This is a genomic window from Planotetraspora kaengkrachanensis (assembly GCF_016862895.1).
Taxonomy (GTDB): Bacteria; Actinomycetota; Actinomycetes; order Streptosporangiales; family Streptosporangiaceae; genus Planotetraspora; species Planotetraspora kaengkrachanensis.
This window is the reverse complement of record NZ_BONV01000003.1, coordinates 208,226-231,226: the sequence shown is the minus strand read 5'-3', so window position 1 is coordinate 231,226 and position 23,001 is coordinate 208,226. Positions and strand designations below refer to the sequence as shown.

Below are 23,001 nucleotides of genomic sequence, written 5' to 3'. Positions count from 1 at the left end.
CTCGTGCATGATCACGCGCGGCGTTCGCACAGGTCGGCGGGCATGCCGCCGAACCTGTGCATGATCACGAGCGGTGTCGTCGCAGGTGAGAGAGCCCTTCGCCGAATGTGTGCATGATCACGCGGAAGGGGGGCGATCACGCGGAAGGGGGGGTGAACCAGTTCTGGGGGGCGGGGGAGATGTTCTGCCATATGTGCTTGGGCTCGCGGTATTCGTTGAGACCGGTCGGTCCCAGCTCACGCCCCACGCCGGACTGCTTGAACCCGCCCCACTCCGCCTGCGGCACGTACGGGTGGTAGTCGTTGATCCACACCGTTCCGTGGCGCAGCCGCCCGGCCACCCGGGCGGCCTTGCCCGCGTCCCGGGTCCACACCGCGCCCGCCAGGCCGTAGTCGGTGTCGTTGCCCAGCCGGACCGCCTCGTCCTCGTCCCTGAACCGCTCGACCGTCAGGACCGGCCCGAACGACTCCTCCCGGACCACCCGCATCTCCCGGTGGCACTCGTCCAGCACGGTCGGCGGGTAGAAGTGGCCCTTTCCGGGAAGACGTTCCCCTCCGCACCGCAGCACCGCGCCCTCGGCGATCCCGGCCGCGACGTACGCCTCGACCTTGGCCAGGTGGGCGGCCGAGATCAGCGGTCCCGTCTCCGCCTCGGGGTCGAACGGCCCGCCGAGGCGGATGCGGGAGGCCCGCCGTACGACCTCGTCGACGAAGGCGTCGTGCAGCGAGTCCTCGACGAGCAGCCGCGCGCCCGCCGAGCAGACCTGTCCCGAGTGGAGGAAGACGGCGGTGAGCGCGAAGTCGACGGCCGCCTCGAAGTCGGCGTCGGCGAAGACGATGTTGGGGTTCTTGCCGCCGAGCTCGAGGGCGACCTTCTTCACGGTCGCGGCCGCGGAGGCCATGACGGTCCGCCCCGTGGCCAGGCCGCCGGTGAACGACACCAGGTCGACGTCGGGGTGTTCGGCCAGCGGCGCGCCCGCCGAGGCTCCCGCGCCGAGCACGAGGTTGGCCACGCCCGCGGGCAATCCGGCCTCCTCGAGCAGCCGCATGAGCATGATCGCGGTGGACGGCGTGAGCTCGCTCGGCTTCAGGACGAAGGTGTTGCCCGCGACCAGCGCGGGGGCGACCTTCCACGAGGTCTGCAGCAGCGGGTAGTTCCACGGGGTGATGAGCCCGCACACGCCGACCGGCTCGTACACCACCTGGCTGATCGCGTCGTCACGGCCGGTGTCGATCACTCGCCCCGCGTCGGTGCCGGCGAGGCCGCCGAAGTAGCGGAAGCACTTCACCACGTCGTCGACGTCGTACTCGCTCTCCACCAGCCGCTTGCCGGTGTCGAGCGACTCGGCCGTGGCGATCTCCCTGCGGTCGCGCTCCAGGAGGCCGGCCACGCGCAGCAGCAGCGCTCCACGCTCCCGCTCCGGCGTCCGCGGCCACGGGCCGTCGTCGAACGCGGCCCGCGCCGCGGCGATCGCCAGCTCGGTGTCGGCCCGGGTCGCCTCCGCGACCGTCGTCACGAGCCCGCCGTCGGCCGGCGACAGGATCTCGCGGCTGCCGCCCGCGACCGGCTCGCGCCAGGTTCCGCCGATGTAGAGGTCCTTCAACGCGCTCACTTCACCTTCTGGTGGCGGTAGAACTCGACCGGCTCGGCCGGCAGGGGGGTGTCGCCGAGGATCAGGTCGGCCGACTTCTCCGCCAGCATCATCACCGGGGCGTAGATGTTGCCGTTCGTCACGTACGGCATGACCGAGGCGTCCACCACCCGCAGGCCCTCCAGGCCGTGCACCCTCATGGTCAGCGGGTCGACCACGGAGAGGTCGTCGACGCCCATCCGCGCCGTGCACGAGGGGTGCAGGGCGGTCTCGCCGTCCCTGGCCACCCAGTCCAGGATCTCCTGGTCGGTCTCCACCGAGGGCCCGGGCGAGATCTCCCCGGCGTTGTACGGATTCATCGCGGGCTGGTTGAGGATGTCGCGGGCCACCCGTACGGCCTCGACCCACTCACGCCGGTCCTGGTCGGTGGACAGGTAGTTGAACCGGAGCGCGGGATGCTCCCGGGGGTCCGTGCTCTTGATCTTCACGGAGCCGCGGGCGTCGGAGTACATGGGCCCGATGTGCACCTGGTAGCCGTGACCGCCCGCGGGAGAGCTGCCGTCATAACGGACGGCGACGGGCAGGAAGTGGAACATCAGGTTCGGATATTCGACGTCGTCGTTGCTCCGGGTGAACCCGCCGGCCTCGAAGTGGTTGCTCGCCCCCGGGCCCTTGCGCAGGAACAGCCACTGCGCCCCGATCCACGGCCGCTTGTGCAGCTTCATCGCCGGCTGCAGTGAGACGGGCTGCTTGCAGCCGTACTGGATGTAGACCTCGAGGTGGTCCTGGAGGTTCTCGCCGACGCCGGGCAGGTCATGGACGACGTCGACGCCGAGGGCCTTGAGCTCGGCGGCGTTGCCGACGCCGGAGAGCTGGAGCAGCTGGGGCGAGTTGATCGCGCCGCCGCAGAGGATCACCTCGCCGGCCCGGACGGTCTTGCCGTTGTACTCGACGCCGACCGCCCGCTTCCCCTCGAAGAGGATCTTCGTGACGAACGCCCGGGTCTTGATCTCCAGGTTGGGCCGGTTCTTCACCGGGTGGAGGTACGCGCGGGCGGCGGACAGGCGCCGTCCTCGCCGGAGGTTGCGGTCGAAGCGGGCGAAGCCCTCCTGCCGGTAGCCGTTCACGTCGTCGGTCAGCGGATAGCCCGCCTCCTGGACGGCCTCGAAGAAGGCCGAGAACAGCGGGTTGGCGACCGGGCCGCGCTCGAGCACCAGCGGGCCGTCGTGCCCGCGCATCGGGTCGTCGGGGTCGGCGGCGAGGCAGTTCTCCATGCGCTTGAAGTACGGCAGGCAGTGCGCGAAGTCCCACGTCTCCATGCCGGGGTCGGCGCCCCAGCGCTCGTAGTCCAGGGGGTTGCCGCGCTGGAAGATCATGCCGTTGATGCTGCTGGAGCCGCCCAGCACCTTGCCCCTGGCGTGGTAGATCCGCCGGCCGTTCATGTGCGGCTCGGGCTCGGACTCGTACTTCCAGTCGTAGAAGCGGCTGCCGATCGGGAACGTCAGCGCCGCGGGCATGTGGATGAAGACGTCCCAGAGGTAGTCCGGTCTGCCGGCCTCCAGCACGAGCACCCGGTTCGACGGGTCGGCCGACAACCGGTTCGCTAAGGCGCTTCCGGCCGATCCACCGCCGACTATGACGAAGTCGTACATGTCTGCCTCCCGGGCAGGATGATATTGGTCTGTGCAATGGGGTGCGTAATTCGCAACAGCCGGACCGTCCGGTCCGGCTCGCGCGCTACAGTCCGGCTATGGCCGAAGAATCTTCCAGTGCACGAGCCGAGGGCGGCGGCGTCCAGTCCGTCGATCGCGCGATCAGCATCCTGGAGATCCTCTCCCGGCGGCGCGAGGCCGGTGTGAGCGAGATCGCCCTGGAGATCGACGTGCACAAGTCGACGGCGTTCCGCCTGCTCGGAGCGCTGGAGGCCCGGGGTCTCGTGGAGCAGGCCGAGGACCGGGGCAAGTACCGGCTGAGCTTCGGGATCGTCCGGCTCGCCGGCGGCGTCGCGGCCAGGCTCGACCTCACCCAGCAGAGCCGTCCGGTGTGCCGCCGTCTCGCCGACGAGATCGGCGAGACGGTGAACCTGGCCGTCGCGCGTTCCCACTACGCGGTCAACCTCGACCAGGTCCGCGGCCCGGCCGCGGTCACCGCGCACAACTGGGTCGGCCAGCTCACCCCGCTGCACGCCACGTCCAGCGGCAAGGTCCTGCTCGCCCACCTGGACGAACGGCAGCGAGAAGAACTGCTTGGAGCCGCCGGCCTCGAGAGGTACACCTCCGCGACGATCACCTCGGCCGAGGGACTGAACGCGGAGCTCGCCGAGGCCAGGGAACGCGGGTACGCGGTGACCGTGGAGGAGTACGAGATCGGGCTGAACGCCATCGCGGCGCCCATCCGCTCCCACGACGGCGAGGTCTTCGCCGCCGTCAGCGCCTCGGGCCCCGCCTACCGCTTCAGCGAGAAGCGGATGCACGAACTCGCGCCGATCCTCATCGCCGGGGCGGACGACATCAGCCGCCGAATGGGGTACGGCGGCTGAGCCGTCCGGCGATTCCGAGGAGATCACTCGCCACCGCCTGCCGGGTCGTGCGGACTAGGCGAGCGAGGTGCCCAGGCGGTCGAGCACCCACTCGTGGAAGCCGCCGATGTGGTGCTCGCTCGGCACGAGCACCCCGCCCTTGGCGTACGCGCGCGAGCCCATCCCGAGCTGGGTCCGCTCACACGCCTCGAAGTCCTGCACGTTGACCCGGTGGAAGAGCTCGATGGAGGCGTCGAGGTCGCGGCCGCTGTCGACCACGTCCTTGCGGAACAGCCAGTCGCACTCGACCACCGTGCGGTCCACCGCGAGCGGGAACATCCGGTGCAGGATCACGTGGTCGGGCACGAGGTTGAGGAACATCAGCGGCTTGACCGTGAGCCCGTAGTAGCGGCGGTCCTGGTCCTCGCTCACTCCGTCGATCCGGTCGGCGCCGGCCGATCCGTCCACCGTGAAGCCCTCGATGTCTTCGCCGAACTCGGCCCCGTGACCCACGGACAGCTGCGTGGCGAGCCCGTCGGCGAACTCCGGGATCACCTCGGTGAGCTCCGGGTGGATCGTCGCGCAGTGGTAGCACTCCATGAAGTTCTCGACGATGAGCTTCCAGTTCGACTTCACGTCGTAGACGGTCCGCCGGGCCAGCCCGAGGTTCGGGATGTCGTAGTTCTCGATGGAGCCGAGGTCGCCGAGCCGCTCCACGATCTGGCCCTGCACCTCCTCCTCGAAGGGCACGGGCTCGTCGGACAGATTCACCCAGACGTACCCGAGCCACTCACGGACGTGCACGTTGATCAGGCCGTACTCGACCCGGTCGATGTCGGGCATCTTGGTGAGGTTGGGCGCGGCGATCAGCTTGCCCTCGAGGTCGTACGTCCACGCGTGGTAGGGGCACTGGAATGCCCGCTTGACCTCGCCGCACTCCTCGGTCCTGATCCGCGCGCCGCGGTGGCGGCACACGTTGAGGAACGCGCGGATCGAGTTGTCGCGCGCCCGCGTCACGAGCACGCTCTCCCGGCCCACCTGCACGGTCTTGAACGCGCCCGGCTTGGCGAGGTCGGCCGCGCGCACGACGCACGTCCACATGGACTCGAAGACCCGCGCCTGCTCGAGGGCGAAGACGTTCTCGTCGGTGTAGTGGCCGCCCGGCAGGGTGGTGATCAGGCTCTGGGGAAGGCTGCTCGTGGTCACGCCGCCTCCTCAACGGGCCGTGTACCTGTGGATGCGGCGGCCGATGGCTGGTTCACATGCACTCCCTATCCCTCAACCCGTGTTGACGGTGGCTAGCCTGCGGCGCCACCGGGTGAACTGGCGGACCTGGTCCACCCCGAGCACCGCGACGGGCCGGTCCTCGCGCCGGTAGACGGCGAGGAAGCTGCGCGCCGCCACGTCGCCCTCCTCGACGGTGACCGTGTCACCGGGGAGGGTGTGACCGGCGAACTGGATCCGCATGCCGTACTGGTCGGACCAGAGGTACGGCGGCGCCTGCGGAGGGGCGGGGGCGGACCCGCCGGAAAGGAGCGTCGCGGTGGCCGCCGCGGGCCGCTGCACCGCGCCGGTCCAGTGCTCGACCCGGTGGTGGCGCCCGAGCCCCGGGTCGAACCAGGCGGCGCAGTCGCCGACCGCCACGACGCCGGGCAGGCTCGTGCCTCCTCCGGAGTCGCACAGCACGCCGTCGCCGAGTTCGACCCCGCTGCCCTCCAGCCATCCGATCTCGGGCCGCGCGCCGATGCCGACGAGCACGACGTCCGCGTCGAGCCGCTGTCCGTCGGCGAGCAGCACTCCGTCGACGCGGTCACCTCCGGTCAGGGCCTGTACGGCCACGCCGCAGATCAGCCCGACTCCGCGTTCTTCGTGGAGCGCGCCGAGCGCGGTGCCCATCTCCCCGCCGAGCGCGCGGGCGAGCGGCGCAGGAGCCGTCTCCACGATGGTCACGCCGAGGCCGAGCTCACAAGCCGTGGACGCGACCTCGGCCCCGATGAATCCGGCGCCGATGACGACCAGCCGGCGGCCGGGCACGAGGTCGGCGCGCAGCGCCGACGCGTCGTCGAGCGTGCGGAGGGTGTGGACCCCCTCCAGTGTGGGGGAGTCGCCGGGCAGGGTGCGGGCGGTGGCGCCGGTCGCCACGACGACGCCGTCGGCGGCGATCGAGGTTCCGTCGGCGAGCAGGACGCGGCGGTCGCGCGGGTCGAGCCCGGAGGCGCGGACGCCCAGGCGCCACTCGGCGGCGAGATCCTCGTCGTCGGTCTCTAGTGCGAGGTCGGCCTCGGTCATCCGGCCCGCGAGGAACTCCTTGGACAGCGGAGGCCGGTCGTAGGGGCGGTGGCGCTCGGATCCCACGATCGTGAGCGTGCCGTCGAACCCCTGGTCACGCAGGGCACGGGCGGCGTAAAGGCCCGCGAGAGAGGCCCCGATGACCGCGACGGACCTCATGCCGGCCTCACGCGGTCCTCGCGCGGGCCCCTGGCGGCAGGTTGGGCGGCAGGTCCGACGGCACCACGTAGACGGTGCCGTCCTCGACCACGACGCCGTGCGTCCTGACCGGCAGCTTGGCCGGGGGCGCGTCCACCTCGCCGGTCCGGAGGTCGAAGCGGGAGGCGTGCAGCGGGCATTCCACCTCGCATCCCTCCAGCCAGCCGTCGGCGAGTGAGGCGTCCTGGTGGGTGCACGTGTCGTCGACGGCGTACAGCTCGCCGTCGTCGGTGTGGAAGACCGCGATCGGCGGTTCGACGGTGTCGAGCCGGAATGCCTCGCCCCGGGGAAGGGCCGCGAGGGGACACGCAGGGATCATGCGGCAAACCCCAAGTTTCGTCTGACGGAACAAGCAGCGCTATGCGCAACAGAGTGACCCGGCGTAGGACTCATGTCAAGAGGCGACATATCGGGCTAAATCGTGGTAGATGCGTGGCGCAACGCGCCGCCTGTGGCGGACCGGCGCTCCCGCTCGCGACCTGTTCGGAGACCGGCCGTGGCGCTCGTGCGGCCGGGGCCGGACCGCACGCATTCCGGCGGTGTGGCCGGAGGTGTGGCCATTCCCACAGGTAATGAGACGGTCTGCTTTTGTCCTTGTTTCGGCCGCCCATCAATGCCGCGCAGATACCTTCTATTTGGGACTTACGTGGACATTTGCCCCAAGAGAGTGAGCCGCATTGGGAGGCGGACGATTGCTTCTGCCGGACTCGCTCCGCGCACTGTTTCTGCCGGACTCGCTCCGCACCCGCACCACCATGGCAGTGGCAGGACTGGCCCTGATCTTCCTGACCGCGATCGGCGCGAGCATCGACCGCCTGGTGGTCGACGGAATCCAGGCCCAGATCTTCCAGGAGGCGCAGAGGGCCGCCGGGAACTATCTCGGCACCGTACGGCCCGGCTACACGCCGAGGCCGGTTCCGAAGACGCGCATCGACCTGATCCAGCTCGTCGACTCCCGCGGCCGGGTCGTGACGGCCAGCCCCGCGGCGGCGGGCAGGCCGGCCCTGAGCACGGCGCGTCCCCCCATCGACGACCGGATGCAGAGCCACACCGTGTGCTCGGCGCGGGGGGAGTGCGTCATGCTCGCCGCCGTGCGGGTCGCGCCACTGGAGACCCGCGAGATCTGGAACGGTGAGCCGCACTATCTCTACGCGGGGACGGCGGAACCGGCCATCCTCGCGTCGCACCGCCTGGCGTTCCTCACCGCGGGGGGGATCGTGCTGATCGCCGCCCTCATCGCCTGGGGCAACTGGTGGCTGGCGGGGCGCACCCTGGGCCGGGTGACCGCGATCCGCGCGACCATGGCCGAGATCACCGCGAGCGACCTGAGCCTGCGGGTGCCCGAGCCGCCGGGCCGCTCCGAGTACGCGCTGCTCGCCCGCACCGCCAACCGGACCCTGGCCCGGCTGGAGGAGTCGGTGAAACAGCAACGCCGGTTCGCCTCCACCACCTCTCATGAGCTCAGGACGCCGCTCACCGCTCTGCGTGCCCGGCTCGAGGAGGCGATGCTCTACCCCGACGAGGTCGACCCCCACGAGACCATCCGGGATGCGCTGACGGTCACCGATCGGCTGGAGACGATCGTCGACGACCTGCTCGTGCTGGCCCGCCTCCGCGCCGGCGATCCGGCCGCCCGCGAGCCGGTCGACGTCGGCGCCCTGGTGATCGAGGAGGCGGCGGCGGAGGTGGGCGGCGTGCCGGTGCACGTCCGCGCCCGCCGCGATCTGATCGTCATGGGCAGCCGGATCCAGTTGATCCGGGTCGTCGACAACCTCCTGACCAACGCCAGGCGGCACGCCGGGACCCGAGTCGAGGTCGTCGCCGAACTCGTGGACGGCCAGGCCGTCGTCACGGTGTGCGACGACGGCGACGGCATCGCGCCGCAGGATCGCGAGCGTGTCTTCGAACGCTTCGTCCGCCTGGACGACGGGCTGCGCCGCGAACCCGGGGGCAGCGGGCTCGGACTGGCCATCTCCCGGGACATCGCCCACGCCCACAACGGAACGCTGCGGATCGAGGACTCGCCGCGAGGCGCACGATTCGTTCTGCGGCTCCCCCTCACTCCGGCGATGCAGGCAAGCACGCCGGACGTCCCCGTCGAGGAGTTCTCCTGATGCTTGACCACGAAGTCACGGACGGCATGATCGACGCGTTCAACGCGCACGACTTCGAGAAGGCGGCCGGTTTCTTCAGCCCGTGCGGTGTCTATGTGTGCCCGGGCGGAATCGCCGAGGGGCGGGAGCAGATCGCGTCCTATTTCGCGCTCTACCTCGAGGGGTTCCCGGACATCACGCTGACGCCCACAAGCAAGGGGGTGTGCGGGGATCTCACGGTGATGGAGTGGACGGTCACGAGCACCCACGGGGGACCGTTCCTGCTGCCCGACGGAGAGGTGGCCGGGCCCACCGGCCGGCACGTCGTCGTCCGGGGCTGTGATTTCCGCACCATGGACGACGACGGGCTGATCGCCAGCCAGCGCGTCTACTACGACCAGCTCGAGATGCTCAGCCAGCTCGGCGTCGAGCGCATCACCCGATGACCTCCGGGTGACCCCCGTCGACCACCTGTCGACCACTACTGGACGGCCCCGCCCGGCCCTCGCGGGGAGCGAGGACGGGCGGGGCCGCGGGTGATTCACGGGCGGCCGGGACGGCGGAGCCCGATCGGGCGGGTTCGGGTCGGGAACAGGGGCTCCGGGCGCGGACGGGCTTCGGTCAGGCGCGGGCCGTCGCCCCGCTACGGGCCTGGAGGGAGGTCAGCAGGCCGACGACGACGGTCACGGCTCCAGCGAGCCACGCCGTCCACGCCGAGGCCGACTGGCCGTCGAAGCCGAACGCCCAGGGGGACACGAACAACAGCCCCCCGAACGCGGCGGTGACCCAGGAACTCGCTCCACCCGCGCCCAGGATCGCCCACAGGGCGGACACGATGAGGAGCGTTCCGAGGATGAGCAGTGGCTGACCCGCCGCAGCGGCGTCGTCTGCCCAGAAGAACGGCGCGAGCGCCGCGACCAGGCCGGCCAGCAGGGCGACGACGTCGGACAACGATCTCGTGAGATCCATCCGTGCCTCCGAACATGGGAGAGATGACCCTTTGACCCGACCATGTTCCTGATTGACCGACCGGTCAATGTTCCAATTCGTCAGGATTGCCTCACCATACGTAGTCGCCGACGGTGAGGCCGGGCCCGGCGCCCATGCCAGGAGATTCAGACCGCGGGGTCGGTCGTGCCGGTGAGCGTCATCGGGGTCATGGGGGTGATCGGTGCGAAGGCCCGCTCCGGCTTGCGGCTCCGGGCGCCGGCGGCCGGCCTGACGTCGGCGGGGGCGGCCTCCTCGCGGCGCCGCGGCGCGAGGGGGAGCCTGAGGACGAAGCGCGCCCCGCCGAGATCGGACGTCTCGACGTGCAGGGTGCCGCGGTGGGCCGCCACGATGTCGTGCGCGATCGCGAGGCCGAGGCCCGAGCCGCCGCTCTCGCGGCACCGAGCGGTGTCCAGACGGGTGAACCGGTCGAAGATCCGGCCGCGGTCCTCCTCGGGGACGCCGGTGCCGTCGTCGCTGACGGTCAGCTCGGCCATGTCGCGGTCGCGCCGCACCTCGACCCGTACCTTGCGCACGGCGTGGCGGCGGGCGTTCTCGAGGAGGTCGACCAGAACCCGGTCGAGCTGGGCGGGGACGCCCTCGACCGTGATCCCGGGGGTGAGCCGCAGATCGACGGCCGGGCCGCCGCCGCGCGGGGAGACCCCCGACCGCACGAGGCCGTCCAGATCGATCTCCCGCCGCTCGACCGGCTCGTTGGCGCCGACCCGGGCAAGCAGGAGCAGGTCGGTCATGATCAGTTCGAGCCGGTCCACGTCCCGCAGCGTGCCGCGCAACATCTCGGGAACGCCGTCCGCGTCGGGATGGAGCCGGGCCTCCTCCAGTTGCGCGCGCACGGCCGCGATGGGGGTGCACAACTCGTGTGAGGCGTCGGAGGCGAAAAGCCGCTGCTGTTCGAGCGCCCGTTCCGTACGCTCCTGCGAGTGTTCCAGGCGCCGCAGTGTGTTGTTGACGGTCTGCGCGAGCCGGGTGATCTCGTCGCCGCCGGAGGGCTCGGGCACGCGGCTGCTCAGGTCGTTGGCGTTGATCCCGGCGAGCTGCGTCCTGATGACCTCGACCGGGCGCAGCGTCCTGCCGGTGATCTTCCACGTCGTCAGGGCCGCGAGCAGCAGCAGGGCCAGGGCCTGCGCTACGAAGAGCAGGTCCAGCATCCCCGTCGACAGCCCGTGCGGCGTCGCCCGGCCCGCGTACACGACGGGGGAGTCGGCGGCCGGCCCGACTCTGGCGGCGGCGAGACGCACGCAGCCCAGATCAGGGTGACCGCAGGTCTCGATTTCCCTGAGCGAGTCGCCGGCGGGCCGGACCGTCGCCAGCGGGCCCATGCCCCTGGCCGCGTCCGAGGACGCGATTACCTGGCCGGCGGGTGCCACGACCTGGATGAGATCGATGCCGGGGACCTGCGGCGTGATCGCGCCTGCGGGCCGTCCCGCGCGGATCTCCGCCGCGACGAGGGTCGCCTGGCTCCGCGCGTCCAGCCAGGCGGCCCTGGCGAAGGCCTGACGGGCCACCGTGGCGCCCACCAGGGCCGCGGGCACGAGCAGGACCGCGGCCAGAACGGTGACGAGCAGGGTGACGCGGCCACGAATCGTCCGTGGCCGGGGGAGACGCGCGGATAGCGGCATGACCCCGTTGTCCCCCTCTGCTCGTCGGTGCTCCCTGCCTCACCGGGGACGTCCGGCGAGTCCTACTCATGCTCGCCCCGTCACCTCCTCCTCCACATCGCACGTCCGCGTAGCTTGTCGCCGGCTTGTCGTCCCGGGTCCGCCGATTCGCCCCCGGGGAGGCGTCGGCCAGCCCCCACCTGCGACCCCTGAAGGCGGAAATGGTGTCATGACTTCATGGGAGGCTCGCCCTCGCATGATCCGGGGTCCGCGGCCGGCTTCCAGTCGTCGTCGAGGCCAGGCTGGCGTGGCCGGGAGCGGGAATGGGCCGCCGTGGCCGGGATTCTGCGGGCCGCGACGGAGGGCCGGGGCGGCGTCGTGCTCGTCGAAGGTCAGATGGGCATGGGTAAGAGCCGGCTGCTGCACGAGACCGCCGAGGTGGCGGAACGCGTCGGCTTCACCGTGCTGCGGGGCACGGCCGACGAGCTGAGCCAGATGATGCCCCTGATGCCGCTGATAGCGGCGCTCGGGGAGTCGCCACACGCGCTGCTCACCGGGATGTCCGTCTCGGACGTCCTCGACCTTCGCCTGCTGATGACCGAGCAGCTCCGTACGCGGCTGGAGAGCCGGGCGGCGCAGGGACCCGTGCTGGTCACCCTGGACGACCTGCACTGGGCGGACTCCACGACCATGCTGGCCCTCCGGACGCTGGCGTCGGATCTCGCGAGCTATCCACTGGTGTGGATGCTCGCTCTCGCCCGGGGTGCGGGTGACGACCCCCCTCGCCTGGATCGGCTGTTCGAGGCGCTGCAGCGCGACGGCGCCACGCCGGTGCAGCTGGGTCCCCTCCCGGACGACGCGGTGGCGGCGATCGTCGCGGACGTCCTGCAGGCGTCCCCGGGACCGGACGTCCTCGCGCTCTCCGGCGCGACGGGCGGCAACCCCTTCCTGCTCGTCGAACTGCTCGGAAAGATCAACGAAGAGGGCGCGGTCCAGATCGACGGCGGGCACGCGCGGCTGGCGTGGGCGGAGCTGCCCTGGGTCCGCGCGATCACCCGCAAGCGCCTCGACGGGCTGACGGCGGGCACGCGCCACATGCTCCAGGTCGCGGCGATCCTCGGCCGCTCGTTCGCCGTCCACGATCTGGCCGAGATGCTCGGCGAACCGGCGAGCCGCCTGCTGCCGGGGCTGGAGGAGGCGACGGGCGCGGGCGTTCTGGTGACGTCGGGCGACCTGCTCGCGTTCCGCCACGATCTCCTCCGGCAGGCCGTGACGGACGCCGTGCCTCCTCCGGTGCGCCTGGCCCTGCGCCGGCAGGCGGGCGAGATGTTGCTGAACAGGGGCGGCAGCACCGTCCCCGCCGCCGCGCATCTCGTGCACAGCGCCAGGCCGGGCGACACCCGGGCGCTCGACGGTCTCGACCGGGCCGCCCGCGAGGTGCTGTGCTCCTCGCCGCAGACCGCCGCCGATCTCGCCCTCCGGGCGCTGGAGCTCACCGCCGACGACGATTCCCACCGGTTGGAGCGCACGGCCGCGGCCGTCGACGCCCTCACCGTCACCGGACGGCTCATCGAGGCGGCCGAACTCGTCCGCGAGTCCCTGGCCACGCTGCCCGACGCGAAGTCCGTCGAGCTGCGGTGCAAGCTCGCGATCATCATGTTGCTCAGCGGCCAGCCGGGCGAGGCCATCGCCGAGGCGGAGATCGTCCTCGCCCAGCCGGACCTCTCCCCGCAACTACAGGGCATGGTGGAGCTCGCCTGGTTCAAGGCCCTGATCGCCCTGAACGACTTCAAGCGCGGCCAGGAGCGGGCCGAGGCCGTCCTGGCCGATCCGGGCAGGACGCTCGACGCCAGGGTCGGCGCGCTCCTCCTGCTCGCGCACCTCGACTTCCTCGACGGACGCGTCGAGGCCGGGCTCGACCAGTTCAGGGAGGCCGTCGCAGCCGCGAGCGACGGATCGGTCGCGGCCCGCCTGGCGCATCCCCGGCTGCTGCTGGCCCGGATCCTCACCTGCATGCGGCGCCTCGAGGAGGCCGAGACGAACATCCAGGCCGCGGAGGAGGAGGTCCGGGCCGCCGGCCACACTCCCTACGCCGCGAACCCGGCGTTCTTCCGTGCCCGCCTCCGCCTGGTCGCCGGCCGGATGGAGGACGCCGCCGCCGAGGCGCAGACCGGTCTGTCCCTGGCCGACGAGTTCGGCCCGCACGCGTTCGAGTTGTTCGGCCACGGCGTTCTCGCCATCGTCGCCGTGCGGACAGGCGACATCGCGTCGGCGACCCGCCACATCGAGCGCTACCGCTCCGAGCAGGTCACGCTCGGCCTGCGGTTCGGATCGGTGTGGGGGTTGTGGGCGGTGGGCCTGTTCGCCGAGGCCACGGGAGGCCCACAGGCGGCGAAGGAGACGCTCAAGAGCGCCGACGCGCAAAGGCGCAGGTGGCTGCTCGTCGTCGAGCCCCCCTCAGCGGCGTGGATGACCAGGATCGCGCTGATGACGGGCGACCCCGAGTGGGCCGAGGAGATCGTGCTGGCCGCCGAGCGTCTCAAACTCGACAACCCGGGTTTCCCGGTGCTCGCCGCGGCGGCGGACCACGCCCGCGGGCTCGTCGACGGGGACTCCGCCAAGCTCTCCCGGGCGGCGGCGTCCTTCAGGGACCCGTGGAGCCGGGCCTCCGCGTCGGAGGATCTCGGCGCCCTGCTGGGGAGCACGGCCGGCGCGTCCGACACCGACGCGGCCGTCCTCTGCCTGGAGCAGGCACTGGAGGGCTACGACCAGGTCGGCGCCCTTCGCGACGTCGCCCGCGTGCGCGCGCGGCTGCGCCAGCTCGGGGTCCGCCGCAGGCACTGGACCTACACCGAACGGCCGTCGACCGGATGGGGCAGCCTCACCGAGACCGAGAGCACGGTCGCCTCCCTCGTGGCCCACGGGCTGACCAACCGCCAGGTCGCCACACGCATGTTCCTGTCGCCGCACACCGTCTCGTTCCACCTGCGTCAGGTCTTCCGCAAGCTCGGCATCGGCTCCAGGGTCGAGCTGGCCAGGCTCGCCGCCGAGCTCGCGCCGGAGGAGGCCGACGCCGGGGTGCAGCCCCCCTCCGACCGCCGCCAGCGCCCGCGCTGACCCGGCCGCTTTTCGCCCGGCAGGCCGGGCGAGGGGCCGGCGACCCGGGTCAGCGGAAGACGAGCAGGCGCACGGCCTGGTCGATGGGAACGCCTCCGCCGATGAGCTCCAGCGTGCGGTGCCGGGTCTCCGGGCGGTCGATCAGCGCCGCGATCACCGCCGCCACGTCGTCCCGCGACACCTCGCCATAGGGGAGCGGCGGGTCCGCCAGTGTGACGAGCCCGGATCCCGGCTCGTCGGTCAGGCGTCCCGGACGCAGGATGGTCCAGCTCAGCTCGCGGGCCCGGAGATCCTCCTCGGCCGCGGCCTTCGCCGTGATGTAGGCGCTCCACGACTCTCCCGTCCCGGGCCGGCGCGGGGAGCCGCCGCCCATCGTGGAGATCTGGATGAACCGCGGCACCCCGGCGTGTTCGGCGGCGTCGGCCAGGAGGACGGAGGCCCCCCGGTCGACGGTGTTCTTGCGCGCGGCCCCGCTGCCGGGACCCGCGCCGGCCGCGAACACCACGGCGCCGGCGCCCAGGACGATCTCGGCGACCTCGTCGACTCCGGCCCGTTCCAGGTCGCAGAGCACGGGCTCGGCGCCGGCGGACCTGAGGTCGCCGGCCTGGGCCGGGTCGCGGATCAGGCCGACCGGGGCGTCGTCGCGCTCCGCGAGCATCCGTTCGAGCCGCAGCGCGATCTTGCCGTGCCCGCCCGCGATCACCACGCGCATGTGGATCACCTCCGTCGACGATCAGCCGGTGCGCGGAGGCGCCCCGGGAGCGCCCGCGTGTGGCGTCCCCGGAGGCGCGGGCCGGGTGGTCACCAGCCGCCATGGCCGCATCATGTCGTTGTCCTCGTGCTCGAGGATGTGGCAATGATGGATGTACCCGGCGGGGAACGCGGTCGCGGTTCCGCCGACGCCGGGGACGGGAGGCGCCGGGTCGAACCGGGCGACGATCCTGTTGACCATCCGCGGATAGGCCACGAAGGTGTCCCGCCAGCCCTGCTGGTCCGGCTCCGGCGGCTCCGGCGGCCCCAGCAGGTAACGGGCCAGGTCGGGCCCGCCGCCGGAAGGGCGGCCCGCCGCGACCCAGCGGGCGTGGTCCCTCGCGTACTCGTCCGCCTGCAGCCGCTGCCGGTTGTGGATGAGGAACTGCACGAGGTGGACGTGCATGGGGTGGGCGTCCCCCGTGGTGTTGACGTACTCCCAGATCTCGGTCGCGCCCGACGCCACGAAGTCGTCCACCGGCTCGAAGAAGTAGCGGCCGTCGATCAGCATGTGGATCGGGACGCCCTGCTGGTCGAGAGTCTCGGTGAGGACGTGCGGGCGCACCGGGGTCTCCGGCCCCGGCCGGAGCGGCTCGACCGGCGGCAGCGCGAGCGCGCCGGGCGGCGTGCTGTCGTCCCTGCCGGTCAGCGGGTCGGAGACGTGGAAACGCATGATCTCGGGGATGGCCGGTCCGCCGCCCCCGCCCGGGTACGGCACGGCGGCGTCGTTCATGAGCGTGACGGCGGCGCCCATCGGCAGCCTGCCGAAGTCGACGACGAGGTCGGCCCGTTCCGACGGCGCCAGCAGGATGTGGTGGGCGCGCAGGGGGAAGCTCCGCAGGCCGCCCGAGGAGCCGATCACCCAGAAGGGGAGCTGTGACCCGTGGCGTGCGAACCACAGGTGATAGAAGCGCGCGTTCGACGCGTTGAGCACGCGGAACCGGTACCGCCGCGGCTCCACCGCCATGAAGGGGTACGCCTTGCCGTTCACCACGGGGGTGTCGCCGAAGAACTCCGGGACCCAGACGGGATGGTGGCGGCCGGCCCCCTTCGTGGGATAGAACAGCGAGCCGTCCTCGCGGAACGTGCGGTCCTGGATGACGAGGGGCACCTCGAACCTGCCGCGAGGCAGGCCGAGCGCGTCCTCGAGACGGTCGCGGACGAGGTAGACGCCTGACAGCCCCGCGTAGTTGTTGAGCCGCGTGAGCTCCATGGCGTGGTCGTGGTACCACAACATCGCCGCCCGCTGCGCGTTGCCGTACGCGTAGATCGCCTCGTTGGCCGTCGCGCCCGGCAGCGAGCCGTACATCGGGCCGTGGAGCCCGTGGGGCGTGAACCAGCTCTGCGGGTCGCCGTCGGACTGCGGAGGGTTCCGCCCTCCGTGCAGGTGGACGACGTTCCACACGGTGACGTCGTCGGGCAGGTCGGTCATCCGCCGGCCTCCCGGCGGGTCCGGTGGTACACCGGGGACGCTCCGCCAGAGGCTGGGGTCGACGGAGCCGCGGAGCAGGTGGGCGGTGGGCAGCCGATTGCGGTACCTGACGATCACCGGCCTGTCGCGCCGGGCCACCAGGGTCGGCCCGAGGCAGCCCATTCCCAGGGGGCGCGCCGGGTCACCGGGATCGGCGGCCCAGTATCCCCACGCCATGGTGATGTCGAGATCGCGGTGAAAGCGCCAGGGGGCCTGCCGCATGGTCACGTCGTAGTAGTCGGCGCCCCGATGGGCCGACCTGTCCGGCACGGCCACGGGCGGAACGGGCAGCGGGTCGGTGAACCTCCGCAACTTCCGGCCCGGCGTCGCCGGCCACGAGGCCGCGATTCCCGCTCCCGCAGCGAGGCGCGCGAATTCCCGTCTGGTGAGCCGCATCGCCGTGCCTCCGCTCGGTCCGCCTGCGGTCGCCGGCCGCGCCCGTGGCCGCAGAACGGCTGGAGCCGATGATCGGGCCGACACTGCCCGTCACCTGGTCTCTTCTCATCCGAGGCTAGCGACCATCTCGTCAATAACGCCTCAAACGGGCCCGAACTGCGCGTTCGGTCTTGCGGTAAGGCGAGCCCTAAGGTGACTTCATGTGGTAGTCATGTAACACAAAGTGATCGGGAAAGCCTCCGGCCCGTCCGGCAGTAGTCGTCTATGGGGATGGTCAATGCTCGTCTGCGTGTTCGCCGTGGTGGCGGCGGTCGGCCTCGTGGCCGCATCCGCGTTCCTGTTCAGGAAACTGGCCCGGGGGAAGACGGGAGACGAGACCTCCTCGGGGCACGCGGGGGCGATGGTCTCCTCGCTGTTCCTGCTCGTGTTCGCCATCGCGATCGTCGTGCCGTGGACGACCGTCGACTCGGCGAGGCAGAACACCTACACCGAGTCCCAGGCGGCGGTGGAGACCTACTGGTCCGCCGCCTCGCTGCCGGCCCCGGGGGGCGCCGAGGTGCAGGCGGGGCTGCGCGACTACGTCGGCTTCGTGCTCGACCGCGAGTGGCCGCTCATGGCGTCGGGCCGGCTCAGCCCCGAGGGCTCCTGGCGTCTCGACTCCCTGCGCACCCAGGTGGCCGCGCTCAACGTGACGGACGATGACGCGCGCGTGGCCAAGGGGGCGGCCCTCGACCGGCTGGCGGACCTGTCCGCCGCCCGGCGCCAGCGGGCGGCCGACGCCAAGGCCACCCCTCCTGCCGCGGTGATGGTGCTGACGGTCGTGACGGGCGTCGTGGTCCTGGTCTTCCCGTTCATGGCGGGCGCCCGGCCCCGCGGTTTCGCCCTGGTTCCGATGCTGGCCATGGCGGTGATGCTCGGCGTCGGCGTCTACCTGGCCTGGGACATCTCCCGCGTGTTCACCGGCGGGCTGGCGGTCACGCCGGACGCCTTCGCGACCGCGCTGCAGGAATTCCAGCGAATCCCCGAGAGTCGGTGACCCATGGGTTTCACACGGACGCTCACGGTGGTGGGCGGCGTCCTCGCCGGCTGCACGCTCGCGGCCGCCGGGGTCGCCCTGCCGGCCGCGGCCGAGCCTCCGCCGGACCCCCTGGTGAGAGCCGACGTCGCGGTGAAGGTGGTCCCGCCCCCTCCCGACGACGACGGCCTCGGCGTCGCCGTCTGCGTCGACCTCCGCACGCTGGTGCGGTTGAAGGTCGAGCTCGGCGTCCTCGCCCCGCCTCGGTGCGCCCGCGCCGTTCCCCGGCCGTCGCCGGAGCCTCCGCCGCCGCGGCCGTCCCCCTCGCCCACGCGGCGGGTGACGCCCCCCGCGCCCGCCAGGCCGGCTCCGCCGCCGGTGGCGCCCGTCGCCCGGCAGCGCACGCCCACGCCCACGCCCACGCCGTCGTCCCCCCGGCCGAAGCCGTCGACGGTCGCCTCCGCCTATCCCGTTCGCACGCCGATGGCGGCTCCCGCGCGCAAGCATCGCAACCCGCTCGGCACGATCATGGTTCTCGTCATCTTCTCGACGGTGATCGCCACCGCGGCGGGCGTGGCGTTCGCGGGCTTCCGCTGAGCCGGGGCCGCCTCCGATCGCGGAGACGGCCCCGGGTCCGTCATCTCCGGCCGGCGTCGAGAGCGCTGGTCAGGGATCCGGTGTCGCCGGACATCTCCCAGATCATCGCGCCGAGCAGGCCCTTGCTCTTCAGCCATTCCGTCTTGCGGCCGATCGACCAGGCGGCGTCCGTCGCGGAGGTCAGCGCCCGCGGCGTGGCGCACCGTGTGCGTGCGCCCTGGCTCTGCTGCGGGCGATCGCGCGCAGCGTGAGCAGGGCGACGACGGCGACGATCTGACCGCCGAGCACGATGCGGTTGATGTCGAGGGCCGGCTCCCAGCGGACCTTGCCCTCCTTGATGACGTAGACCCCCGCCGGGGTGGCCGCCATGCCGAAACCCGCCCCCGACCCCTCGGCCTGCGCGTCACCCGTGCGGTCGCCGCCCGCGCCGGACTCTCCGTCGCCGCGCACTCCGGGGCCCGAACCCTCGCCGCCCCCGCCGCCGGCGGCGACCCTGGCGACCGGCACGACCGTCACGCCGTCCACCGTGATCGGCTCCCCGAAGACCCGCCGGACCGTCACGTCGTCGTGGATTCGCGAGATCAGTTTCATGACCTCCATGGTTTGACTCCCTTCGTAGGATCCGCGTCCCCATGGTCGTTCGCCGTGCGTCCGCGTGGAAGGCCCGTACGGCGACCGTGGTCTTCAGGGGACGATGCGCAGGGCCGGGCGCTGGTCGGGCATGCCGAGCAGTTCCCGCACGCGGCCGGCGGGCCAGGCCAGGGTGCTCGCGAGTCGGGCCATGGTGAGCCCCGTCTCGGCCACGGCCAGCTCGAAGGCCTGGCGCAGCAGCGTCGGCTGCTCGCCGGGATAGCCGCTGATCGGTTCGGCGGCGAAGCCGGGCTGGTCGCGGAGCTCCCTGAGCCGCTGGTAGGCGCGGCTCGCCGCGGAGTCGGACAGCAGGCCCACCTCCCGGCAGCGGTAGAGGAGCGAGTCGACGGAGACGCCCCAGGTGTGCCTGAGCTCCCCCAGACGGCGCAGGTCGAGGCGTCTGGGCAGGTCGGGCAGGATGCTGTCGCGGGGGGTGAGGAACTCGGCGGCGAACACGTCCGCCTCCCGCTCCTGCCGGCCGTCCCCCGACGCCGTGTCGCCGTGGAGGACCAGATGGCCGAGTTCGTGCGCCGCGGTGAAGCGGTAGCGGTGGATGTCGTCGAACCGGTTGGCCGTCAGGACCACGATCGGCCGCGGCAACTGCGAGGTGGAGAACGCGTCGACCGTCGAGGAGTCCTCGTCGGGCGGCGGGAACACCACGATGACGCCGTGCGCCTCCATGTGCCTGACGATGTGCGACAGCGGGCCGGCGCCCAGCCCCCAGAGCCTGCGCAGCGCGCGGGCCGCCTGCGCGGGGTCGTGGGGGAGGTCCGCGCCCGCGTGCACCTCGCCGCCGGAGAAACCGGGCAGGTCGACGTCGGGGAGCCGCACCCGCTTCTCCAGCGCGTGCGCGAGCTCCCACACCTGCTCGACGAACGCGACGGCCTTGGCCCGCTGGTGCGCGCGGGTGGAGCGCAGGCTGCGGAAGTGCGCCATCGAGCCGTCGAGCTTGCCGTGCGGACGGCCGGTAAGGAAGAACGCCGGCGGTACGGCGAGCGCGTCGGCGAGCTGGGGGACCAGCGCCGGGCGCGGCCGGGTCATGCCCGTCTCGTACTGCCCGACGGCGGCGGGCGTGACCCCGATCCGTTCCGCCAGGTCCTTCTTCGTCAGGCCCGCGAGGTGCCGTGCCTGGGTGAGCCGGCTCGGGTCGAACGCGTCGGCGACTGCCTGCGGGCTCGGGTGGCTCTGGTTACGGGTGCTCATCGTCGGCGGTGACCGCGGTTTCCTGCTGTGCCTCGTTGTGGACGGGGAACATCGCCTCATTCGCCCGTTCGACCGGCGGCCTGGCCCGCAGGACGAGATCGGGCAGCGCGCCCTGGTCGAAGCGCGCCGCGCCGGCGGCCTCGGTGAGCCCTGCGGACGGGGACGCGATCGTGAGCGGGATCGGCTCGTAGTGGAGCCACCGGAGGTGCCCGAGATCGTCGAGGAGTTCGGCCTCACCCCAGTAGAGCCGCAGCAGCCCGGCGTGGGCGTTGCCGGCGTAGGCGATGGGGACCAGCCGGGTGTCCTCGGGGAGGTGGGGCAGGGCCGGGCGCATCGCCCCGTCCGCCTGTCGGGTCCCGCCCTCGTCCCCGGCCGGCCACGCCTCCGGCGACGGCTCGCCCTCCCAGTCGCCCTCCCAGCCGATCGACAGGTCGAGCTCCTCCTGGCGGTAGACGGCCGCCGGGCCGAACCGGTCGAACAGTTCGCGCACGAGCGCCGAGATGCGGCCGTCGCTGATCCGGGCCGTGGAGACGGGTGTGGTGTCGTCCTCGGCGTACCGGAAGGGCAGCAGCAGGTTGCCGTCGAGCAGCACCAGGCGGTGCGGCGAGGTGTACGGCCTGACCGTCTGGAAGCCGGGCTCATCCCGGAAACCCTCGACAAGCGCCTCGTACCGCCTGGTCATCAGGGTGTGGCCGTAGGGGAAGTTCTTGTCGCTGCGCGACCAGCGCTGCGCGTCCTGGGCGTTGGCGACGGCCTCGGTCAGTGACGCGACGATCTGGCGGCGGACCGCTTCGGCCCGGTCGCCGAAACGTCCGGCGGCCCAGCCCTGTGGGGACGGACTCGGATACACCCGGCGACCTCCGATCCGGCTTCGCCCGTTGACCGGACGCCGCCGCCGACGCTTCATTTCCGCGCATCCTACTCCCGGCACAGGTGTAGTTGATGTTGTCTTCTCCCTGCGCCGCCGCGGCCCTGCGGATCACGCCCGGAATGTTTGACCGGACCTTGATCATTTGGTCGTAGATCATGTGGTCTGTGGTGCTTACTGTCGATCTCGTACCGTTATTACTGTTGGGGGAAGATCATGCCAGTGTGCACCGCGTTCGTGGCCGGCGTCCTGCTCGCCACGGGCTCTGGAACGTCAGCCGACCCGGCCCCGGCCGTGAACGCCCAGGGGCCCGCGTCCGCGCCGGTCTCCGTTTACGGTCCCGCTCACCCAGGCGTGTTGTCACAGCTCGCCTGGATCGACGATCCCATTTCGAGCGCGCCCGACGCGGTGGCGCTCCACGCGCCGACGCCCCAGGACGTCGTGATCGTGTGGCCTCCCGCCGACGGCACGGTGCCGGGAAGTCAGAAGATCATCTTGCCCTTCGAGGGTCACCAGCATGCGTCGTCGTGGTCGTCGGAACAGTCCGGCCACGGTGCCGCGCCGGACCGGTTCGACGAGTCCGGCGAGTCGGGCGACTTCGACGGGTTCACCGATTCCGACGGCGCCGGCGACGCGGGGACGGGCTCCGGCACGGGCTACACGCCCTGAGGCGCGTCGGCCGCTCTGACGGGGGTTCAGGCCCAGGCCAGCGACCCGCGTGTGGCCCAGTAGAGGTCCGGATCCTCGGTCATCGCGTCCAGCCGCTCCGCCAGCCCGTCGTCCCACGCGACCGTGACGGCCTCCAGGTTGTCGCGCAACTGGGCCGTCGACGCGGCGCCGCTCAGCACGGTGGTGACCCACGGCCGCGCGAGCACCGCGCCGAGCGCGAGCGCGTCCGCCGGGACGCCCCGTTCGCGCGCGGCCGCCTCGAGCGGCGCGGGAGCCGCGCGCGGAGTCAACCGGCCGTTCGCCACGCCCTCCTTGACGATCACGCCGAGGCCGGCCGCGTGGGCCCGGGCGAGGGCGGGGCCCGCCGAGCGCTCCAGCAGGTTCCAGGTCGACTGCACCGTGTCAAACACCCCGGTGTCCACGGCCAGGTCGATCGTGTCCGCCTGACGCGGCCCGGTGGTCGACAGCCCGACCGCGACGCCCTCCGCGCGCAGGGTGCTCAGCGCGCCGAGGACGTCGTCGTCGTCGAGCACCCCGCTCTCCACGGTCGCCGAGTGGATCTGGTACAGCGACAGGTGCGGGCCGAGCAGGCCGAGCGTCTCGTCGAGCTGGCGGTGCAACTGCGCGGGGGACAGGTCCTTGACCTCGTGACGCTCGGCGTCCATCCGCCAGCCGCCGACGTACTCGTATCCCCACTTCGACCCGATCGTCGCGGCGCCCGGGGCTATCCCCCTGTCGTTCAGCCACCCAGCGAGGAACTCCTCCGCCCTGCCGTACGAACGGGCGGCGTCGAAGTAGCGCACGCCCGCCGCCCACGCGGCGTCGAGGACGGCCCAGCTGCGCGCGCGCATCGTGGCCACGCTGCGGTCCCCGCCCAGGTCCTCGTCGCGGCCGAGCGTGATGTAGGCCGGGCGCCCGACCGCGGCCAGGCCGAGGCCGACGGACGTGACCGCCAGTTTCGTCCGGCCCAGCGTGCGTTCAGCGAGCATG

The 23,001-nt window shown here is 72.1% G+C and carries 20 protein-coding genes; 7 read left to right on the top strand and 13 right to left on the bottom strand.

Features of this window, described 5'->3' with window-relative positions; genetic code table 11:
- Positions 1-136: 136 nt before the first annotated feature.
- Positions 137-1,612, bottom strand: coding sequence for an aldehyde dehydrogenase family protein (locus Pka01_RS05690; RefSeq protein WP_425571030.1), 1,476 nt, complete (start codon positions 1,610-1,612; stop codon positions 137-139).
- A complete protein-coding gene (gene betA / locus Pka01_RS05685; RefSeq protein WP_203881525.1) occupies positions 1,609-3,243 on the bottom strand; it encodes a choline dehydrogenase in 1,635 nt (544 codons plus the stop codon). Before betA ends, Pka01_RS05690 begins: the two co-directional genes overlap by 4 nt.
- Before the next feature lie 98 nt (positions 3,244-3,341).
- On the opposite strand from betA, the gene Pka01_RS05680 reads away from it, so the two are divergent.
- Complete coding sequence (locus tag Pka01_RS05680; RefSeq protein ID WP_203881524.1) at positions 3,342-4,130, top strand: IclR family transcriptional regulator; 789 nt, start codon at positions 3,342-3,344, stop codon at positions 4,128-4,130.
- A 54-nt stretch (positions 4,131-4,184) separates the two neighbouring features.
- On the opposite strand, the gene Pka01_RS05675 is transcribed toward Pka01_RS05680, so the two are convergent.
- The 3 genes from Pka01_RS05675 to Pka01_RS05665 form a co-directional block, all read right to left on the bottom strand.
- A complete protein-coding gene (locus Pka01_RS05675) occupies positions 4,185-5,315 on the bottom strand; it encodes an aromatic ring-hydroxylating oxygenase subunit alpha (RefSeq protein WP_203881523.1) in 1,131 nt (376 codons plus the stop codon).
- Between the two features lie 72 nt (positions 5,316-5,387).
- Entirely contained in the window at positions 5,388-6,557 is a 1,170-nt protein-coding gene (locus Pka01_RS05670; RefSeq protein WP_203881522.1) for an NAD(P)/FAD-dependent oxidoreductase, read from the bottom strand.
- A gap of 7 nt (positions 6,558-6,564) precedes the next feature.
- Entirely contained in the window at positions 6,565-6,915 is a 351-nt protein-coding gene (locus Pka01_RS05665) for a bifunctional 3-phenylpropionate/cinnamic acid dioxygenase ferredoxin subunit (protein ID WP_203881521.1), read from the bottom strand.
- Between the two features lie 436 nt (positions 6,916-7,351).
- Between Pka01_RS05665 and Pka01_RS05660 the strand changes: the two genes are divergently transcribed.
- Positions 7,352-8,710, top strand: coding sequence for a sensor histidine kinase (locus tag Pka01_RS05660; RefSeq protein ID WP_203881520.1), 1,359 nt, complete (start codon positions 7,352-7,354; stop codon positions 8,708-8,710).
- Positions 8,710-9,135: an ester cyclase gene (locus Pka01_RS05655; protein WP_203881519.1), complete on the top strand. Its 426-nt coding sequence runs from the start codon at positions 8,710-8,712 to the stop codon at positions 9,133-9,135. Before Pka01_RS05660 ends, Pka01_RS05655 begins: the two co-directional genes overlap by 1 nt.
- Positions 9,136-9,310: 175 nt before the next feature.
- Here the strand turns inward: Pka01_RS05655 and Pka01_RS05650 are convergent, their stop codons facing one another.
- On the bottom strand, positions 9,311-9,658 hold the full coding sequence (locus tag Pka01_RS05650) for an SPW repeat protein (RefSeq protein WP_203881518.1): 348 nt from the start codon (positions 9,656-9,658) through the stop codon (positions 9,311-9,313).
- Between the two features lie 146 nt (positions 9,659-9,804).
- Positions 9,805-11,316, bottom strand: a complete 1,512-nt coding sequence (locus Pka01_RS05645; protein ID WP_203881517.1) for a sensor histidine kinase — start codon at positions 11,314-11,316, stop codon at positions 9,805-9,807.
- 216 nt (positions 11,317-11,532) lie between these two features.
- Here Pka01_RS05645 and Pka01_RS05640 point away from each other — a divergent pair, with 216 nt between their 5' ends.
- Positions 11,533-14,412, top strand: a complete 2,880-nt coding sequence (locus Pka01_RS05640) for a helix-turn-helix transcriptional regulator (protein ID WP_203881516.1) — start codon at positions 11,533-11,535, stop codon at positions 14,410-14,412.
- A 49-nt stretch (positions 14,413-14,461) separates the two neighbouring features.
- Here Pka01_RS05640 and Pka01_RS05635 read toward each other — a convergent pair whose 3' ends face one another.
- Positions 14,462-15,124 carry an SDR family oxidoreductase gene (locus Pka01_RS05635; RefSeq protein ID WP_203881515.1) on the bottom strand — a complete coding sequence of 221 codons (663 nt, stop codon included), beginning with the start codon at positions 15,122-15,124 and terminating at the stop codon, positions 14,462-14,464.
- Positions 15,125-15,145: 21 nt separating this feature from the next.
- Complete coding sequence (locus Pka01_RS05630; RefSeq protein WP_203881514.1) at positions 15,146-17,029, bottom strand: multicopper oxidase family protein; 1,884 nt, start codon at positions 17,027-17,029, stop codon at positions 15,146-15,148.
- A gap of 277 nt (positions 17,030-17,306) precedes the next feature.
- On the opposite strand from Pka01_RS05630, the gene Pka01_RS05625 reads away from it, so the two are divergent.
- Positions 17,307-18,065: a bestrophin-like domain gene (locus Pka01_RS05625; protein WP_203881513.1), complete on the top strand. Its 759-nt coding sequence runs from the start codon at positions 17,307-17,309 to the stop codon at positions 18,063-18,065.
- A 3-nt stretch (positions 18,066-18,068) separates the two neighbouring features.
- Positions 18,069-18,641, top strand: a complete 573-nt coding sequence (locus Pka01_RS05620) for a hypothetical protein (protein WP_203881512.1) — start codon at positions 18,069-18,071, stop codon at positions 18,639-18,641.
- Positions 18,642-18,821: 180 nt separating this feature from the next.
- Here the strand turns inward: Pka01_RS05620 and Pka01_RS05615 are convergent, their stop codons facing one another.
- From Pka01_RS05615 to Pka01_RS05605, 3 genes are all read right to left on the bottom strand, one after another.
- Positions 18,822-19,241 (bottom strand): GerW family sporulation protein, encoded by a 420-nt coding sequence (locus Pka01_RS05615; RefSeq protein WP_203881511.1) that lies wholly within the window; start codon positions 19,239-19,241, stop codon positions 18,822-18,824.
- Positions 19,242-19,325: 84 nt separating this feature from the next.
- The gene (locus Pka01_RS05610; protein ID WP_203881510.1) at positions 19,326-20,474 is read right to left on the bottom strand and encodes a helix-turn-helix domain-containing protein; all 1,149 of its coding nucleotides are present in this window, start codon (positions 20,472-20,474) and stop codon (positions 19,326-19,328) included.
- Complete coding sequence (locus tag Pka01_RS05605) at positions 20,461-21,381, bottom strand: hypothetical protein (protein ID WP_203881509.1); 921 nt, start codon at positions 21,379-21,381, stop codon at positions 20,461-20,463. The genes Pka01_RS05610 and Pka01_RS05605 overlap by 14 nt, the downstream gene beginning before the upstream one ends.
- Before the next feature lie 177 nt (positions 21,382-21,558).
- Here Pka01_RS05605 and Pka01_RS05600 point away from each other — a divergent pair, with 177 nt between their 5' ends.
- Positions 21,559-22,011: a hypothetical protein gene (locus tag Pka01_RS05600; protein WP_203881508.1), complete on the top strand. Its 453-nt coding sequence runs from the start codon at positions 21,559-21,561 to the stop codon at positions 22,009-22,011.
- Positions 22,012-22,037: 26 nt separating this feature from the next.
- Here the strand turns inward: Pka01_RS05600 and Pka01_RS05595 are convergent, their stop codons facing one another.
- On the bottom strand, positions 22,038-23,000 hold the full coding sequence (locus tag Pka01_RS05595) for an aldo/keto reductase (RefSeq protein WP_239114757.1): 963 nt from the start codon (positions 22,998-23,000) through the stop codon (positions 22,038-22,040).
- Position 23,001: the final 1 nt, after the last annotated feature.

Excerpts from the sequence above, each read along its gene's own strand:
- Pka01_RS05660 (WP_203881520.1), top strand. The coding sequence starts at position 7,352 with ATGGCAGTGGCAGGACTGGCCCTGATCTTCCTGACCGCGATCGGCGCG.
- Pka01_RS05620 (WP_203881512.1), top strand. The coding sequence starts at position 18,069 with ATGGGTTTCACACGGACGCTCACGGTGGTGGGCGGCGTCCTCGCCGGC.
- Pka01_RS05665 (WP_203881521.1), bottom strand. The coding sequence starts at position 6,915 with ATGATCCCTGCGTGTCCCCTCGCGGCCCTTCCCCGGGGCGAGGCATTC.
- Pka01_RS05605 (WP_203881509.1), bottom strand. The coding sequence starts at position 21,381 with ATGAAGCGTCGGCGGCGGCGTCCGGTCAACGGGCGAAGCCGGATCGGA.
- Pka01_RS05595 (WP_239114757.1), bottom strand. The coding sequence starts at position 23,000 with ATGCTCGCTGAACGCACGCTGGGCCGGACGAAACTGGCGGTCACGTCC.
- Pka01_RS05655 (WP_203881519.1), top strand. The coding sequence starts at position 8,710 with ATGCTTGACCACGAAGTCACGGACGGCATGATCGACGCGTTCAACGCG.
- betA (WP_203881525.1), bottom strand. The coding sequence starts at position 3,243 with ATGTACGACTTCGTCATAGTCGGCGGTGGATCGGCCGGAAGCGCCTTA.
- Pka01_RS05615 (WP_203881511.1), bottom strand. The coding sequence starts at position 19,241 with ATGGAGGTCATGAAACTGATCTCGCGAATCCACGACGACGTGACGGTC.
- Pka01_RS05625 (WP_203881513.1), top strand. The coding sequence starts at position 17,307 with ATGCTCGTCTGCGTGTTCGCCGTGGTGGCGGCGGTCGGCCTCGTGGCC.
- Pka01_RS05645 (WP_203881517.1), bottom strand. The coding sequence starts at position 11,316 with ATGCCGCTATCCGCGCGTCTCCCCCGGCCACGGACGATTCGTGGCCGC.
- Pka01_RS05635 (WP_203881515.1), bottom strand. The coding sequence starts at position 15,124 with ATGCGCGTGGTGATCGCGGGCGGGCACGGCAAGATCGCGCTGCGGCTC.
- Pka01_RS05600 (WP_203881508.1), top strand. The coding sequence starts at position 21,559 with ATGCCAGTGTGCACCGCGTTCGTGGCCGGCGTCCTGCTCGCCACGGGC.
- Pka01_RS05670 (WP_203881522.1), bottom strand. The coding sequence starts at position 6,557 with ATGAGGTCCGTCGCGGTCATCGGGGCCTCTCTCGCGGGCCTTTACGCC.
- Pka01_RS05650 (WP_203881518.1), bottom strand. The coding sequence starts at position 9,658 with ATGGATCTCACGAGATCGTTGTCCGACGTCGTCGCCCTGCTGGCCGGC.
- Pka01_RS05640 (WP_203881516.1), top strand. The coding sequence starts at position 11,533 with ATGGGAGGCTCGCCCTCGCATGATCCGGGGTCCGCGGCCGGCTTCCAG.
- Pka01_RS05630 (WP_203881514.1), bottom strand. The coding sequence starts at position 17,029 with ATGCGGCTCACCAGACGGGAATTCGCGCGCCTCGCTGCGGGAGCGGGA.
- Pka01_RS05680 (WP_203881524.1), top strand. The coding sequence starts at position 3,342 with ATGGCCGAAGAATCTTCCAGTGCACGAGCCGAGGGCGGCGGCGTCCAG.
- Pka01_RS05610 (WP_203881510.1), bottom strand. The coding sequence starts at position 20,474 with ATGAGCACCCGTAACCAGAGCCACCCGAGCCCGCAGGCAGTCGCCGAC.